Source organism: Mesorhizobium sp. AA23 (genome assembly GCF_001672435.1).
In the GTDB taxonomy this organism is placed as follows: Bacteria; Pseudomonadota; Alphaproteobacteria; order Rhizobiales; family Rhizobiaceae; genus Mesorhizobium.
Genome location: NZ_LYTP01000001.1, coordinates 414,778 through 430,934, shown reverse-complemented (window position 1 = coordinate 430,934; position 16,157 = coordinate 414,778). Strand labels below are relative to the sequence as shown.

Below are 16,157 nucleotides of genomic sequence, written 5' to 3'. Positions count from 1 at the left end.
CGCCTCCGTGCAAAGCGGTCAGGCGGCCAGCGCCGTCTCCGCCAACCTCACCCAATAGCTCATGCCGTGCGGGATGACCTCGTCGTTGAAGTCATAGGCCGGATGGTGAAGGCCGGCGGTGTCGCCGTTGCCGATGAAGATGAAGGCGCCGGGGCGCGCTTCCAGCATGTAGGAAAAATCCTCACCGCCCATCACCGGCTGGATGGCGCGGTGGACATTCGCGTCGCCGGCGACGCCGGCGGCAATATCGCTGGCGAAGGCCGTCTCTTCCGGATGGTTGAAAGTGACGGGATAGTTGGGGTCGTAGTCGACCTCGATCGTCGCGCCGAAGGCTGATGCCAGGCCAGCGCAAATGGCGCGGATTTTCTCTTCCGCTTTCCTGGCCACTTCCTTTGTCAGCGTGCGCACCGTGCCCGCGATCTCGGCTTTTTCCGGTATGACGTTGTAGGCATCGCCGGCATGGAATTTGGTCACCGACACGACGACGGCCTCGACCGGATCGGTGCTGCGTGAAGCAATGGTTTGCAAAGCGCTCACCAAGTGGCTGGTAATTACGATCGGGTCGATCGTGGCATGCGGCATCGCCGCATGGCCGCCATGCCCCTTGACGGTGATGGTGAATTCGGCGGTCGCCGCCATGATCGGGCCGGGCTTGATGGCGAACTCGCCGACGGGCAGGCCGGGCATGTTATGCATGCCGAACACCTTCGAGATGCCGAAGCGTTCCATCATACCGTCCTTGACCATTTCGTTGCCGCCGCCGCCGCCTTCCTCGGCGGGCTGGAAGATCACCGCCACGGAGCCGACGAAATTGCGCGTTTCGGCGAGGTATTTGGCTGCGCCGAGCAGCATGGCGGTGTGGCCGTCATGGCCGCAGGCATGCATTTTGCCGGGAACGCTCGACGCGTAAGGCTTGCCGGTGATCTCGTTGATCGGCAAAGCGTCCATGTCGGCGCGCAGGCCGATGGCCGGACCCTCGCCCTTACGGCCGCGGATGATGCCGACGACGCCGGTTTTGCCGAGGCCGGTCACAACCTCGTCGCAACCGAAAGCCTGCAGCTTGTCGGTGACGAAGGCGGCGGTCTGGAAAACGTCGAAGTTCAGTTCCGGCGTCTGGTGCAGATGGCGCCGCCAGCCCGCGACTTCTTCCTGCATTTCCGCGGCACGGTTGAGAATTGGCATAATCGTTCCATTTCTTTGTTGGGGCAGGCAATTCAGGGCCGCTGCCCGGCAAGTGTGATCGTCTGGCGCTTTGCCATTTTGACGTCACATAGGGTAAATAGCACCGCATAATGCGGCCCGGAGTCGAGGGTCGGTCCGCAGTATGCTGGCCATCGCGCAGCGAAATCTTACGGAGCCAGCGGCAACTACGGCAAGAGGCGATTTCGGAATTGATCATGCGGCAAAGGCATTTCCTCAACCTATTGCTTGCGGGGGCGCTGGCGCTGCCGATGCTTTCCGGCACTGCGCGCGCCAATCCGGTGGTGCTGTTCGACCTGAAGAGCGGCAAGGTGCTGGAGCATCAGGACGCCTTCAAGCGCTGGTACCCGGCCTCGCTGAGCAAGCTGATGACGGCCTATGTGACGTTCCGGGCGATCGCCGCCGGCGAGGTGGCGCTCGATTCGCCGATCAAGGTGACGAAACATTCGGCCGGCGAGCCGCCGAGCAAGATGGGCTTCAAGCCCGGATCGGTCATGCGGCTCGACAATGCGCTGAAGATGATGCTGGTCAAGTCGGCCAACGACATCGCCATGGCCGTCGGCGAGAACATCGGCGGATCGCAGGCCGCCTTCGCCGACCGCATGAATGCCGAGGCCGCCAGGCTCGGCATGGTCGGAACGCATTTCGTCAACCCGAATGGGCTGTTCTCGCCGGACCAGTACACGACCGCGCGCGACCTTGCCGTCCTGGTGACGGCGCTTCGCAACGACTTCCCGCAATATGCGCCGTGGTTCTCTATCGAGGGCCTTGCCGTCGGTAAGAAGGCGATCCCGAACTACAATCTGCTGATCGGGCGCTATCCCGGCGCCGACGGGATGAAAACCGGCTTCGTCTGCTCCTCGGGCTTCAACATGATCGGCTCGGCGACGCGCGATGGCCGCACACTGGTTGCCGTGGTGCTCGGCGAAAAATCCGCCATCAGCCGCGCCGAAGCGGCGGCGAAGCTGCTCGACCAGGGTTTTGACGCGCCGGCGGCCGGGTCGACGACGCTCGCGGCGCTCAAGCCCTATGGCGACACGCTGTCGCCCAACGACCTGCAGGACGAGATCTGCAAGAAGAAGCCGAAGGAACAGCAGTCGGAGGCAGCGCCTGCCGTCGCCGCCAAGGACAAGGCCAAATCGCCCTATCAGGTGAAACTCGATCACCCGACGCTGATCGCGGTCGGCCTTGGCGGGGCCACCGGGCCGGCGCCCAAGGCTTTCGTCGACCAGACCGATCAGAACTATGCCGATGTGCCGCTGCCCAGTTGGCGGCCCGACAAGCCTCTGCCGGCCGGCGCCACACCCGCCGCAACCGCTGCCGCTGCAGCGCAGGGGGATCAGCCGGCCAAGGCGGCAAACTCGCCATGACCGGGCGCAGCGGCTTTCCCATACCCGTCTCGGTGCTCACCGGCTTTCTCGGGGCCGGCAAGACGACGCTGCTCAACCGGTTGCTCAAGGATCCGGCGCTTGCCGACACAGCCGTCATCATCAACGAGTTCGGCGAGGTGGCGATCGACCATCTGCTCGTCGAGCAAGCCTCAGACGGCATCATCCAGCTTTCCGACGGCTGCCTTTGCTGCACGGTGCGCGGCGAACTCGTCGATACGCTGGCCGACCTCGTCGACCGGCTGCAGACCGGACGCATCGCCAGGCTGGCCCGGGTCGTGGTCGAAACCACCGGCCTTGCCGATCCTGCACCGGTGCTGCAGTCGATCATGGCGCATCCGGCGCTGGTGCAGGCTTTCCGGCTCGACGGCGTCATCGCGCTGGTCGACGGCGTCAACGGGGCGGCCACGCTGGATGGCCATGTCGAGGCGGTGAAGCAGGCGGCAGTCGCCGACCGCATCGTGCTGACCAAGACCGATCTCACCGAGGCAAGCGACGTCGAGGCCCTGCGGGCGCGACTTCATCAGATAAATCCGAGCGCGGTCCTTCTCGACGTCAATGACCCCGCTACCGGGGCAGCGTCGCTTTTCGATTGCGGCCTCTACAATCCCGAAACCAAGAGCGCCGACGTGCGGCGCTGGCTCGGAGAGGAGGCGGCGCATGATCATCATCACCACGACGATGGTCATGATCACGCCTCCCATCATCACGACCACCGCCACGACGGCCGCGTGCGCTCCCACTCGCTCGTCCATGACGGGCCGGTGCCGTTCTCGGCGATCGAGATGTTCCTCGATTTGTTGCGCTCGACGCGTGGCGAGAAACTGCTGCGCATGAAGGGCGTCATCGAACTTCAGGAGGATCCGTCACGGCCGCTGGTGATCCACGGCGTGCAGAAGATCCTGCATCCGCCGGCCAGGCTGCCGTCATGGCCGGACGGACGGCGCGGCACGCGGCTGGTGCTGATCACGCTCGACATGCCGGAAGATTATGTCCAGCGGCTGTTTTCCGCCTTCACCAACAAGCCGTCGATCGACACGCCCGACCGGGCGGCGCTCGAGGCCAATCCGCTGGCGATCGCCGGGCTGTAGCTGCAGAGGTCCGATTGGCCTATGCCGCGCCGCCGCGCTCGACCAGGAAGCGATGGCCGCCGTCGACCGCCGCCGTCTCGATCAGCTGATGGCCGGCATCGGCGCAGAAGGCCGGAATGTCGATCACGGCCAGCGGGTCGGTGGTTTCCAGCCACAGACGGCTGCCAGGCCGCATCGCGGCCAGACGCTTGCGCGCCTTCAGCACCGGCAGCGGGCAGTTCAGCCCCTTCAGATCGTAGGTAGCGGCGGACCAGGCCAAGATCGAGAAATCTCAGCCGCCGAACATGCCGAGCAGTTTCTTCTTCAGCTTCGAGACCGTGCCTTCGTCGGCACTTGCCGCCTGCTGCGTTTCCGGCACCGGTTGCGCGGAAGCCGCCTCGACGCCCGCGGTGACCACCGGCTGCTGAGCCGCCTGCTTGGCGGCTTCCTTTTCGGCCAGAGCCTGCTCTTTGGCGGCCGCCTTTTCAGCCTGCGCTTGCGCCTTCGCGGCCTTGGCCGCCTCGATCGCCGCAAGCCGCTGCTCCTCGGCCTTGCGCTTGGCCTCCTTCTCCGCGTCGAGCGCGGCCATCTTGCGGCCGAGCGGGGAATCGATGCGGCCCATCCGCGTCGTCTCGGTTACCGAGCCGTCCGCATTCATCGACGGCGGGTCGATCGGCACGCGCTCGCCGCGGGCGCGGCGCTTGGACCAGTCGGAAACGATGCTAGCTTCCTTGATGCCGGCGATGGCCGGCTTAGGCGGTAGTATGCTTCCCTTGACCGCGGCGTTGAAGGCGGCGTCGTAGCGCGTTTCGTAGTCGGCGTAGGCCGTTTTCAACGAATCAGGCTGTGTCATTGCCGGGCAGGGGCCTGTCGGATCGAAAGTGGCGCCTTCGGGCGCTGCCTGATTGAAGACGTAGCGCTTCTCGCAGACGTCGACTTTCGGCGGCACCTTGGTGATCTCGAAATTGTCGTAGCCGACCTTCAGCATCTTCCAGAACTCGTAGTTCGGGTCGTTGCGGTAGCGCGCCATGTTGGCGGCGGTCATGCGGAACGGGAAGGCCTGGATCTGGAACTCGGTCTGGCCGCCCTGGAAGGCATCGCGGCCGAAAGCATAGATCTGCTCGATCTGGGCATCGGTCATCGAATAGCAGCCGGACGAGGAGCAGGCGCCGTGCACCATCAGATTGGAGCCGGTGCGGCCGTTGGCCCTGTCATAGGCGTTGGGATAGCCGATGTTGAAGGACAGATGGTAGTTCGAGCGCGGGTTCATCTGCGACGGACGCACCGTGTAGAAGCCTTCCGGCGCCTGGCGGTCGCCCTCGGTGTATTTGGGGCCGAGCTTGCCCGACCATTTGCAGATGTCGTAGGTGGCGACGAGATCGTAGCGGCCGTTGGTCTTGGCCTTCCAGATCTCCAGCTTGCCTTCTTCCTTGAAGATGCGCGCCATCACCGAGGAGGTGCGCACCATGCTTTTGGCCTTCATGTCGGCGAGGATCTTATCCGGCAGGGGCTTGTTGGCCTCCGGCGCAAAATCCTTCATCGACGAATCATTGCAGCCGGCGATGCCTATCGCGGCGACAAGGACTCCGGTGCGGGCAAGCTTGGCAAACATCGATACGGCTTTGTCTTTTCTCTCAGGCCAACGGCCTCGGCATGGCCGGCCCGCAGGCTCAACACCAATGGACCGTAAGCCCGTTAACCTTGAAAATTCCTTACCGCAAGCAATAGCCAACCCCTCGCGGATATTTTCATTGAGCCGAATGCGGCGGCATTTTTGTGGCGAAATTGTTAATCGCCGCCATAGTTGCGGCGAACGGCCGAATTAAACGGGTGGCGCTGGGGCAGACTCACGTGCTTTGTTTTCATGCATGTCGTTTTCGCAAAACCACTGCACAGTTTTGCGCGACATGCATTAAAGGCTGCGGCCCATCGCTAAATATTTCTCGCGGCGCTGCTCGCGGAAATCGGTGTTGGCGCCGGCAAAGTCCTTCATCGTCTTGGCGATCAGATCGCCGGTGGCGGCAATCACCGTTTCCGGCGCACGCTGGGCGCCGCCCATCGGCTCGGGAACGATGGCATCGATGATCTTCATTTCGAGAAGATCCTGGGCGGTGATCTTCATGTTGGTCGCCGCGTCCTTGGAACGGGTGGTGTCGCGCCAAAGAATAGAGGCCGCGCCCTCGGGCGAGATCACCGAATAGATGGCATGCTCAAGCATGTAGACGCGGTTGGCGGTGGCGATCGCGATGGCGCCGCCGGAGCCGCCTTCGCCGATGACCACCGAGATCGACGGCACTTTGAGCGCTAGGCAGGCTGAGGTCGAGCGCGCAATGGCCTCGGCCTGACCGCGTTCCTCGGCGCCGACGCCGGGATAGGCGCCGGCGGTGTCGACCAGCGTCAAAAGCGGGATCTTGAAGCGGTCGGCAAGCTCCATCAGCCGAACCGCCTTGCGGTACCCCTCGGGCCGTACCGAACCGAAATTGTGCTTGATGCGGCTTGCCGTGTCGGAGCCCTTCTCCTGGCCGATCACCGCCACCGGCTCGCCGCGGAAACGGGCAAAACCGCCGACGATCGCCTGGTCGTCGCCGAAATTGCGGTCACCGGCCAACGGCGTGAAATCGCTGAACAAGCCCTTGATGTAGTCTAGGCAGTGCGGCCGGTCCGGATGGCGGGCCACCTGGACCTTCTGCCAAGGGGTGAGCGCCTTGTAGAGATCGCGCAGCGCATCGCGCGAACGCTTCTCCAGCCTGCCGATCTCGTCGGCGACATCGACCGCCTCGCCGTTCTCCGCGAGCTTCTTCAGCTCAAGGATCTTGAGCTCCAGATCCTGCACCGGCTTTTCGAAATCGAGGTAATTATACATGCTGGGGCGGACCGATCCGTCGGAAGGCAATGGCTGGCGGAACCCTGGAAATGCTGGCTCCGGGCGGTGGAACGTCGCCCTCACATAGCGATATGAAGCCTAGTCGGCAAGCGGATGATGATCGTTGACCAGCCGCACCAGCCGCTCCTCCAGCACATGAGTGTAGATCTGCGTGGTGGAGATATCGGCGTGGCCAAGCAGTTGCTGCACGGCCCTGAGATCCGCACCGTTCTGCAGGAGATGGCTGGCGAAGGCGTGGCGCAGGACATGCGGCGAGATCTTGGTCGCGGCGATGCCGGCTCGCGCCGCCAAGCCTTTGAGATCGCGTGCGAAAACCTGCCGGGAGAGATGACCGCTGTCGGAAGAGGCTGGGAACAGGAACGGGCTGTCGGCGTAGGCCGGCACCTCCGCCCTGGCGGCAAGCCACGCCCGCATCGCGGCGCGCGCCTTGGCCGACAGCGGCACCATGCGCTCCTTGTCGCCCTTGCCGCGCACCATGAAGAAACGGTCGTCGCGCAGCGCCACCGTCACCGGCAGACCGACAAGCTCGGAAACGCGCAGGCCCGTGGCATAGAGCACCTCGACCAGCGCGTGCAGGCGCAGCGTCGCCAACCGGTCGCCGTCGGGCGCGGCCCCGCCCGCCTCCTCGGCCGCGCGGTCGACCAGGCGGCCCGTCTCAGCCTCGGTCATGGTCTTCGGCAGCGGCCGGCCCTTCTTCGGGCTGTCCAGCGTGCCGGTCGGGTCGTCGCCGCGGAGGCCTTCGGCATAGAGGAATTTGAAGAATTGGCGGATCGCCGACAATTTGCGCGCCTGCGAGGTCGGCGCGAAGCCACGCGCCGCGATGTCGTCCAGATAGGCGCGGATGTCGGCGGCTGCCGCTCCGGCCAGGCCGCCACCGATAGCTTCGGAGGCGTCTTCGAGGTCGCGTCGGTAGGAGGAAAGCGTGTTCTCGGCCGCACCCCGCTCGGCGCTCATCATCTCCAGAAAGGCTTCGATACGGGCCGCGCTGTTCATTTGGCCGGGTCAGTTCTTCTTCGGATTGAGCTTTTCCGCGGGAATGCGCACGCTCATTTCGGCCTTTTTCGGCTCCACGAACATCGCCAGCGCGAACATCGCGCCATAAGCGACGCCTGCAAGAACCGCCAGCGTCACGACAAAGCGAAACAATGTCGGCATTCAGTCTTCGCCCGTCTTCTTGTTCTGCGATTCCAAACCCTGTGCCCTTATGGGACGCCATTCCGGCCAATTCAAGGACGAAGGGCTGGGGCAGAGGATTTGTCGAGGAAGCTTCTCGACGGAAGAGGGGCGATCTGGCCTGCCTGCGGTGGCCTGCTTGACGCAAACAGGCTTTTGATGTCGATACGGCGCAAAGAGGGTTCCGCATGAACGCGCTGCCAGCAAATCCGCCGGACGAAGGCCGTGTCGCGCTGCTCGAGCGGCTCGGCAGCCGCTCGATCGTCTTCGTCGGCCTGATGGGCGCCGGCAAGACCGCAATCGGCCGCAAGGTGGCGACCATGCTTTCGCTGCCCTTCATCGACAGCGACCAGGAGATCGAGAGCGTATCGCGCATGACCGTGCCGGAGCTGTTCGAGCGTTATGGCGAACCCGAGTTCCGGGCGCTGGAGCAGCGGGTCATCTTGCGTCTGCTCGAAAACGGCCCGCAGGTGCTTTCCACCGGCGGCGGCGCCTTCATGAACGCGCAGACGCGCGAGGCGATCGAGGCGCATGGCGTCTCGGTCTGGCTGAAGGCCGATCTCGATCTCCTGATGGAGCGGGTTTCGAAGAAGCAGAACCGGCCGCTGTTGAAGAATCCGGATCCGCGCGGCGTTCTGGAGAAGCTGATGGGCGAGCGCTACCCGGTCTATGCCACCGCCGACCTCACGGTTTCGACCCGCGACGACCGCAAGGAAGTCATCGCCAGCGAGGTGGTATGCGCGCTTTGCGCTTACCTTGGGATCGCGCCAATCGCCACCTGCGACGACGAGGTGGAGCCTTGAGCCATAGCGAACCGGTGAAGGTCGAGGTCGGACTCGGCGACCGTGCCTATGACATACTTATCGGGCCCGGCCTGCTTTCCGGCTCAGGAACCGAAATCGCAGGCCGCCTTCCCGGCACGCGTGCGGCCATCGTCACCGACGAGAACGTCGCCGCAGCGCATCTCGAAACGCTGCAGGCCGGCCTGGAAAAAGGCGGCATCGAGGCCGCCGTCATCACCTTGCCGGCCGGTGAAAAGACCAAGAGCTTCACCCACCTCGAAGAGGTCGTCGACGGCGTGCTCGCCGCCAAGCTCGAACGGCGCGATGTCGTCGTGGCACTTGGCGGCGGCGTCATCGGCGACCTTGCCGGCTTCGCCGCCGGCATCGTGCGGCGCGGGATGAACTTCGTGCAGGTGCCGACATCGCTGCTGGCGCAGGTCGATTCTTCAGTCGGCGGCAAGACCGGTATCAACAGCGCGCGCGGCAAGAACCTTGTCGGGGTCTTCAACCAGCCAAAACTGGTGCTTGCCGATACCGGCGTGCTCGACACTTTGCCGATCCGCGAATTCCGCGCCGGTTATGCCGAGCTCGCCAAATACGGGCTGATCGACCGTCCCGGCTTCTTCGCCTGGCTGGAGGAGAACTGGCAAAAGGTGTTCGCCGGCGGCCCGGAACGGACCGAAGCCATCGCCGAGGCTTGCCGCGCCAAGGCCGATGTGGTCGCCCGCGACGAGTTCGAGACCGGCGACCGCGCGCTGCTCAATCTCGGCCACACATTCGGCCATGCGCTCGAAGCCGCCACAAATTATGACGGTGCCCGTCTCGTCCATGGGGAGGGGGTCGCCATCGGCATGGCGCTGGCGCACCGCTTCTCGGCGCGTCTCAATCTAGCGAGCCCGGACGACGCGGAGCGCGTCGAGGCGCACCTTCGCGCCGTCGGCCTGCCCTGGCGGATGGCCGACATAGCGGGCCAACTGCCGGATGCCGAGACGCTGCTTGGCTTCATCACCCAGGACAAGAAGGTCTCGCGCGGCGCGCTTACCTTCATCCTGACGCGCGGCGTCGGCCAGGCCTTTATCGCCAAGGACGTGCCGCCCTCCGAAGTGCTGTCCTTCCTCAAGGCGAGCCATCCCGGATGATCGACTTCGGCTGGATCGCCGCAGCCGTCCTTGCCGCCGTGATCGTGCTGGCGTTTCTCTTGCGCACGCGGCTCTTCGCGGCGCTCGGCTACAGTCTGCGGCCGATCGAACCGACGGAGCCCGAGCAGGATGAGCCGGACGAGAACGGCGACGAGACCCGCCGCAGCGGGCAGGCGCGCGAGGATCGCAACCGGCTGGGCGCGCTTTTCGAACTCGAGGAGCTCGAGGTTTCGGACGTGATGGTCCACCGCACCAACATGCGCTCGGTCAACGCCGACGATCCGCCGGAAATGGTGGTGCGCGAGATTCTGCAGAGCCCGCATACCCGCATGCCGCTCTGGAAAGGCTCGCTCGACAACATCGTCGGCGTGCTGCATGCCAAGGATCTGCTGCGGGCGCTCAACGAGGTCGGCAACGACTTTTCCAAGATCGACGTAACAAAGATCGCGTCGAAGCCATGGTTCGTGCCCGACACCACCACCTTGCAGGATCAGCTCAACGCCTTCCTGCGGCGCAAGGCGCATTTCGCCATCGTCGTCGACGAGTATGGCGAGATGGAAGGGCTGGTGACGCTGGAAGACATCATCGAGGAGATCGTCGGCGAGATCGCGGACGAGCACGATGTCGACATGCAAGGCGTCAAGCAGGAGGCCGACGGCTCGGTCGTCGTCGACGGCACGGTGGCGATTCGCGACCTCAATCGGGCGCTCGACTGGGATCTGCCGGACGAGGAGGCGACGACGATCGCCGGTCTGGTCATTCACGAGACGCAGACGATCCCAGACGAGAAGCAGGCCTTCACCTTTCACGGCAAGCGTTTCGTGGTGATGAAGCGCGACAAGAACCGCATAGCAAGGTTGAGGATCCGGCCCGCTGGCGAGGGTTAGGGTGTGCCGAGGTCAGACCGCCTGCAGACGGCGGCTTCCTGCGTCTCGGAGGTCAAAGTTCCTTCGTGGAGCGCTCGCTGAGCACGGCGCCGGTTTCGGCATCCATTGCCGCCAGGCTAACGTCATAACCCCATAGGCTCCGGATGTGGCGCAAGGTCGCGTCGCGGCTTTCGTCCTCTAGCTGGATGCCGTCCTTGACCTTGTGCTGCAGCCGCAAATGCCGGTCTCCCAGAAGATCCACGTCGACCACCTGGATGTCGGGCCGGCTCGCCCCTACATCGTAGCTTCGGGCCAGCGCGGACCGTATCTTGCTGTAGCCGCGCTCATTATGGATCGAGGCGACCTCGTAATGCGGCTCGTCGGCGCCGTCGGCCAGCACGAAGAGCCGCCATTTCCGGATCAGAGCGGGGCTCAGATACTGGCGGATGAAGGATTCGTCACGGTGGTTGGCCCAGGCATCGAGCAAGGTGTCGCGCCAGTCGCCACGGCCGGCGATGTCCGGAAACCAATCGCGGTCCTCTGCGGTCGGCTCGGTCGAGATGCGCTGGATGTCCTGCATCATGCCGAGGCCCAGCGCATAGGGATTGATGCCGGAATAACGCGGGTCGTCATAGGCCGGCTGAAAAACCACGTTCGAATGGTTTCGCAAGATCTCGAGCATGGCGCCTTCGCTGATGCGGCCGCGATCGAAAAGCATGTTCATCAGCGTGTAGTGCACAAAGGTGGCGCAGCCTTCGTTCATCACCTGGGTTTGCCGCTGCGGGTAAAAATATTGCGCAATCACCCGTACGATCCTGATGATCTCGCGCTGCCAGGGCTCAAGCACCAGGCTGTTCTTCTCGAGGAAGTAGAGCAGGTTCTCCTCGGGCAGATTGAGCGATTTCTTCCGCTCGGCCAAGCTTTCATCCCCTGCCTCCGGCTTGTTCTTGTCCTGCGCGGTCGGCAGTGTGCGCCACAGATCATTGTAGGAACGCTCCTCATATTCGAGGCGCTCGCGAAGGCCTTCGCGCTGTTGTTCCGACGACAGCTTCGGCGGCCGGTGATATCGGAACACCCCTTGCTCCATCAGCGCGTGGGCGGCATCGAGCACCGCCTCCACGGCCTGCAGTCCGTGCCGTTCCTCGCATCGGGCGATGTAGCCCTTGGCGAAGTCCAGATAGCTAAGGATGCCTCCGGCGTCCGTCCATTGCCGGAAGAGATGATTGTTTTTGAAGAAATGGTTGTGGCCAAGCGCGGCATGGGCGGTCACCAGGGCCTGCAAGGCCATGGTGTTTTCTTCCATGAGGTAGACGATGCAAGGGTTGGAGTTGATGACCAGTTCATAGGCCAGACCGCGCGCGCCCTTGCGGTAGAGAAGCTCGTTGTAGAGGAAATGCTTGCCGAACGACCAATGCCGATACATCAGCGGCATGCCGACCGAGGAATAAGCGTCGAGCATCTGCTCGGAGGAAATGACCTCCATCTGCACCGGATAGATGTCGAGGTGAAGCTCTTCGACCCCGATCGCCTCGATCTCGTCGTAAACCCGAGACAGTTTCGCAAAATCCCAGTCCGACCCGGAAAATAACAGTTCGGATTTGCGCGCCTGATTGACCATCGGCCTATGTCCCATCCGCCCGCGTTCTCACGCACTCTTGCGCAGACTAGGCTGCCTTGCGAAGAGCTCGCGAAAGACCGGATAGATATCGGCGGGAGCCGCGATGCGCCTCATCTGGAAATTCGGCCACTTTCCGTCGACCGCGTTGTAGGCGCGCCAGAGCGACGTTCCGTTCTCGGTGGAGCCGAAAATGTGGCTTTCGCGTTCGTCGATGATTTCCACATAGGCGAAATACTGGCACAGGCGCATGAGCTTGCGGTCGAGGAGTTCTATACAGCGCTCGGAATCGGTGGCGAAGTTGTCGCCGTCGGAAGCCTGAGCGGCATAGATATTCCATTCCGCGACCGGATAGCGCTGCTCTATGATGCGGTGCATTTCCTCGAGCGCCGTCGAGACGACGGTACCGCCGCTCTCGGTGTGGTAGAAGAAGGTGTGCTCATCCACCTCCTTGGCCTCATGGGTGTGGCGGATGAAAACGATGTCCGTCCTTTCGTAGCGCCGCGTCAGGAACAGATGCAGCAGCACGAAAAACCGTTTGGCCAGATCCTTCTCGCGCTCTCCCATCGATCCCGACACGTCCATCAGGCAAAACATGACGGCGCTGGCATTCGGCACCGGCTGGGGGTCGAAGCGGTTGAACCGAATGTCGACCGGATCGACATAGGCGATCCGCCTGCGCCGGCGTTCAAGCCGATCAACTTCCTCGCGCAGAGCAGCGATGCGTTCGCGCGTTGCCTCGGTTGGCGGCTTCGCTTCCAACTCGGCGATCTGCGTTGAGATGGCGTCCAGCTCCGCCTGCTTGGGACGCCTGAGCGCGATGCGGCGGCCGTGGCTGTTTCGCATGGTGCGTCCGACATTGACGTTGGTCGGCGCCCCGCTTGCCGTGAAGCCCGCCCGTCTTGGCTTGAAGCTCAGTATCTGCTTGAGATTGAGCTTGACCAGCTCGGGCAGTTCGAGATCTTCGAAGAAGAGGTCGAGCACTTCCTCGCGCGACAGCACGAAGCGAAAGTCATCCTCGGATTGCTTGGTTCCCGGCGCCGAAGAGCCAGTGCCGCCGCCGCCAGGCTTGGGTATCAGATCACCGGGACTGAACGATTTGTTGCCGGGCAGTATGTGCTGGCGCTGCCCACTATCCCTGGCGTCGCTGAAGGTCGGTTCGCTGGTGCCTTTGCGGGGCATCGGCACGGCATGCTCGCGGTCGACCTCGGCGATGCGGCCTGTCCGGACATGGTCGCGGATGCTGCGCTTGAGCTCTTCGCGAGCGCGCTTGAGGAAGCGCTGGCGATTGCTCAGGCTCTTGTCCTTCGGATTCAGGCGGCGGTCGATGAAGATCGGCATGCGAACCCTTCGGGCTTTGGTCAGCCAGCCTTGTTCACGCGCATGTACCAGTCGACCAGCCGGCGCACCTGCCGCTGAGTGTAGCCGCGCTCCACCATCCGCTGCACGAATTCGTTGTGCCGCTTCTCGGTGACGCTGTCCTGCTTGGAGCCGAAGCTGATCACCGGCAACAAATCCTCGACCTGACCGAACATGCGCTTCTCGATCACTTCGCGAAGCTTTTCATAGCTCGTCCAGGACGGATTGCGGCCATGGTTGCGCGCCCGGGCGCGCAAGGTGAACTTGACCACCTCGTTGCGGAAGTCCTTGGGATTGGCGATGCCGGCCGGCTTTTCAACCTGCGACAATTCCTTGTCCAGGACCTCGCGATTGAGGATCTGGCCGGTATCGGGATCCTTGTAGTCCTGATCCTCGATCCAGGCATCGGCATAGGCGATGTAGCGGTCGAAAAGGTTCTGGCCGTACTCGCTGTACGATTCCAGGTAAGCCTTCTGGATCTCGTGGCCGATGAACTCGGCGTAGCGCGCTGCAAGTTCCGATTTGATGAACTCGAGGTACGCGGCTTCGGTTTCCTTCGGGAATTGCTCGCGTTTGATCGCCTCCTCGAGGATGTACATCAAGTGCACGGGATCGGCTGCGACCTCCTTGGTGTCGTAGTTGAAAGTCTGCGACAGAATCTTGAAGGCGAAGCGCGTGCTGACCCCGGTCATGCCTTCGTCGACGCCGGCGGCATCGCGATATTCCTGGACCGACTTCGCCTTCGGGTCGATCTCCTTGAGGTTCTCGCCGTCATAGGCGCGCATCTTGGTGTAGAGCGGCGAGTTCTCGTGCTCGGCAAGCCGGGTCGAGACAGTGAAACGGCTAAGGATGTCCAGCACTTCGGGCGCGCAGGGACTGTTCGCCAGATCGCTCTCGCGCAAAAGTTTCTCGTAAATCTGTCTCTCTTCGGTGATGCGAAGGCAATACGGAACCTTGACCACGAGGATGCGGTCGAGGAAGGCCTCATTGTTCTTGTTGTTCTTGAATTGCTGCCATTCCGATTCGTTGGAATGGGCAACGACGATGCCCTGATAGGGGAAGGAGCCGAAATTCTCGGTGCCGTTGTAGCTGCCTTCCTGGGTTGCCGTCAGCAACGGGTGCAGGACCTTGATGGGCGCCTTGAACATCTCGACGAACTCGAGCAGGCCCTGCGTCGTCCGGTTCAAGCCGCCGCTGTAGGAGTAGGCATCCGGATCGGATTGGCTGAAATGTTCCAACTGCCTAATGTCGACCTTGCCGACCAGAGCCGAGACATCCTGGTTGTTCTCGTCGCCGGGCTCGGTCTTGGCGATGGCGATCTGACGCAGACGCGATGGCGACAGCTTGACCACGCTGAATTTGGAAATGTCGCCGGACAGTTCGTCGAGCCGTTTGGCCGCCCAAGGCGAGATGAGCCCATTCAGGCGGCGGCGGGCTATCCCGTATTTGTCTTCCAGCAGATCGCCCATCCGATCGGGATGGAAAAGGCCAAGCGGCGATTCGAATATAGGGCTGATCTGGTTGCCAACCTTTAGCGTGTAGATCGGGCGCTGTTCCATAAGCTTCTTCAGCCGTTCGGCAAGCGAGGACTTGCCGCCGCCGACCGGCCCGAGCAGGTAAAGGATCTGCTTGCGCTCCTCGAGACCCTGCGAGGCATAACGGAAATATCCGGCGATGCGCTCGATCGTATCCTCCATTCCGTAGAAATCGGAGAAGGAGGGGTACACCTTGATGGTCCGGTTCGAGAAGATGCGCCCGAGCCGCTCATCCTTGCTGGTGTCGACCAGATTGGGCTCGCCGATGGCCTCGACCATTCGTTCGGGCGCCGAGGCATACATGGATTTGTCTTCGCGGCAGCCAAGCAGATACTGCTGGAGGCTCATCTCTTCCTGGGCCGCGTTGGAATATATCTCCGAAAACAGATCGAAGACGTCGGATTGGTTCTCTCGCATGATATTCTGCCCTCAGAGCCGCTCTGGTTGCCAGTCGGCCAGTCGGCTCGTCTCGTATTCAACTGCCGGAAAGCATTGTGGTTCCCTCATATGAGAGAGAGCGCCTGCAATCGGGCATTGACGACTCACAGCACCCGATGCGGACGGAATGCTCACCCATGATGATTAGGTGGTGATGGCCGGGAGAGCTTCAAGGAAAATCTTAGGTTTTCCACTCACATGTCGTGGTCGGGAACGTAGAGGCAGAAGGAATGCTGAGAATTCGCGTCGCCTCCGGGCTTACACTCGTGAAAGAACTCGTCACGCGAACGCCTGATCCGACGATCGGAGTAGGGAATGAGCTCTCCGGTGGAGAGCTGGTACCCATATTTCGTTTCCTTCACGTCGGCCGCGGGTGCTTGGTAGCAGTCCATTCCCGAGCAGCATGAGCTGTCATACTGCCAGCCCGTGGGCGCCTGATGGGCAGCCGCCGGAGCCGAAAGGAATAGCGCCAGCGCAATTGCCGGAAACAGGCGCAGAGGTTCCGAACGGCTTGTGCGCCGATTGGGCGGCGCGGATGGAGGTCGATACGTCTTCCTCATTGGTGGTCACCGTTCGGAAGCGTCGGCCGAGGGCATCGGTCCTTCGGTCCGACTAGCAATCCGCCCAGCATGGACGAGGCCAGGGCCGGGCCTGCATCAAACCGCCAGATCAGGCAAATGTTCCATGGTGCTTCCCCGGGCGGCGGAG

14 protein-coding genes are annotated in these 16,157 nt (G+C 62.9%); 5 read left to right on the top strand and 9 right to left on the bottom strand.

What is annotated here, in order from left to right:
* Positions 1-18: 18 nt before the first annotated feature.
* Positions 19-1,182, bottom strand: coding sequence for a M20 aminoacylase family protein (locus tag A9K66_RS02030; protein WP_067319201.1), 1,164 nt, complete (start codon positions 1,180-1,182; stop codon positions 19-21).
* A gap of 215 nt (positions 1,183-1,397) precedes the next feature.
* Here A9K66_RS02030 and A9K66_RS02025 point away from each other — a divergent pair, with 215 nt between their 5' ends.
* A complete protein-coding gene (locus tag A9K66_RS02025) occupies positions 1,398-2,570 on the top strand; it encodes a D-alanyl-D-alanine carboxypeptidase family protein (protein WP_067319665.1) in 1,173 nt (390 codons plus the stop codon).
* The gene (locus tag A9K66_RS02020) at positions 2,567-3,679 is read left to right on the top strand and encodes a GTP-binding protein (protein WP_067319199.1); all 1,113 of its coding nucleotides are present in this window, start codon (positions 2,567-2,569) and stop codon (positions 3,677-3,679) included. Before A9K66_RS02025 ends, A9K66_RS02020 begins: the two co-directional genes overlap by 4 nt.
* A 19-nt stretch (positions 3,680-3,698) precedes the next feature.
* Here A9K66_RS02020 and A9K66_RS02015 read toward each other — a convergent pair whose 3' ends face one another.
* The 5 genes from A9K66_RS02015 to A9K66_RS01995 all read right to left on the bottom strand — a co-directional run bounded on the left by A9K66_RS02015 (position 3,699) and on the right by A9K66_RS01995 (position 7,697).
* The gene (locus A9K66_RS02015) at positions 3,699-3,938 is read right to left on the bottom strand and encodes a sulfurtransferase TusA family protein (protein WP_067319197.1); all 240 of its coding nucleotides are present in this window, start codon (positions 3,936-3,938) and stop codon (positions 3,699-3,701) included.
* Positions 3,939-3,950: 12 nt separating this feature from the next.
* Positions 3,951-5,270, bottom strand: coding sequence for a murein L,D-transpeptidase family protein (locus tag A9K66_RS02010; RefSeq protein WP_067319194.1), 1,320 nt, complete (start codon positions 5,268-5,270; stop codon positions 3,951-3,953).
* A gap of 300 nt (positions 5,271-5,570) precedes the next feature.
* Positions 5,571-6,521, bottom strand: a complete 951-nt coding sequence (locus tag A9K66_RS02005) for an acetyl-CoA carboxylase carboxyltransferase subunit alpha (protein ID WP_067319192.1) — start codon at positions 6,519-6,521, stop codon at positions 5,571-5,573.
* 99 nt (positions 6,522-6,620) lie between these two features.
* Positions 6,621-7,535: a site-specific tyrosine recombinase XerD gene (locus A9K66_RS02000; RefSeq protein ID WP_067319190.1), complete on the bottom strand. Its 915-nt coding sequence runs from the start codon at positions 7,533-7,535 to the stop codon at positions 6,621-6,623.
* A gap of 9 nt (positions 7,536-7,544) precedes the next feature.
* On the bottom strand, positions 7,545-7,697 hold the full coding sequence (locus A9K66_RS01995) for a histidine kinase (RefSeq protein ID WP_066990358.1): 153 nt from the start codon (positions 7,695-7,697) through the stop codon (positions 7,545-7,547).
* A gap of 206 nt (positions 7,698-7,903) precedes the next feature.
* On the opposite strand from A9K66_RS01995, the gene A9K66_RS01990 reads away from it, so the two are divergent.
* From A9K66_RS01990 to A9K66_RS01980, 3 genes are read left to right on the top strand one after another with little or no spacing between them, the layout of a single operon-like run.
* Complete coding sequence (locus A9K66_RS01990; protein ID WP_067319188.1) at positions 7,904-8,518, top strand: shikimate kinase; 615 nt, start codon at positions 7,904-7,906, stop codon at positions 8,516-8,518.
* The gene (gene aroB, locus A9K66_RS01985; RefSeq protein WP_067319186.1) at positions 8,515-9,636 is read left to right on the top strand and encodes a 3-dehydroquinate synthase; all 1,122 of its coding nucleotides are present in this window, start codon (positions 8,515-8,517) and stop codon (positions 9,634-9,636) included. The genes A9K66_RS01990 and aroB overlap by 4 nt, the downstream gene beginning before the upstream one ends.
* Complete coding sequence (locus tag A9K66_RS01980; protein WP_067319184.1) at positions 9,633-10,523, top strand: transporter associated domain-containing protein; 891 nt, start codon at positions 9,633-9,635, stop codon at positions 10,521-10,523. The genes aroB and A9K66_RS01980 overlap by 4 nt, the downstream gene beginning before the upstream one ends.
* A 52-nt stretch (positions 10,524-10,575) precedes the next feature.
* Here the strand turns inward: A9K66_RS01980 and A9K66_RS01975 are convergent, their stop codons facing one another.
* From A9K66_RS01975 to A9K66_RS01965, 3 genes are read right to left on the bottom strand one after another with little or no spacing between them, the layout of a single operon-like run.
* Positions 10,576-12,120: a SpoVR family protein gene (locus A9K66_RS01975; RefSeq protein WP_066990347.1), complete on the bottom strand. Its 1,545-nt coding sequence runs from the start codon at positions 12,118-12,120 to the stop codon at positions 10,576-10,578.
* 27 nt (positions 12,121-12,147) lie between these two features.
* Positions 12,148-13,458 (bottom strand): YeaH/YhbH family protein, encoded by a 1,311-nt coding sequence (locus tag A9K66_RS01970; RefSeq protein ID WP_067319182.1) that lies wholly within the window; start codon positions 13,456-13,458, stop codon positions 12,148-12,150.
* Between the two features lie 20 nt (positions 13,459-13,478).
* Entirely contained in the window at positions 13,479-15,428 is a 1,950-nt protein-coding gene (locus A9K66_RS01965; protein WP_066990342.1) for a PrkA family serine protein kinase, read from the bottom strand.
* Between the last annotated feature and the right edge of the window lie 729 nt (positions 15,429-16,157).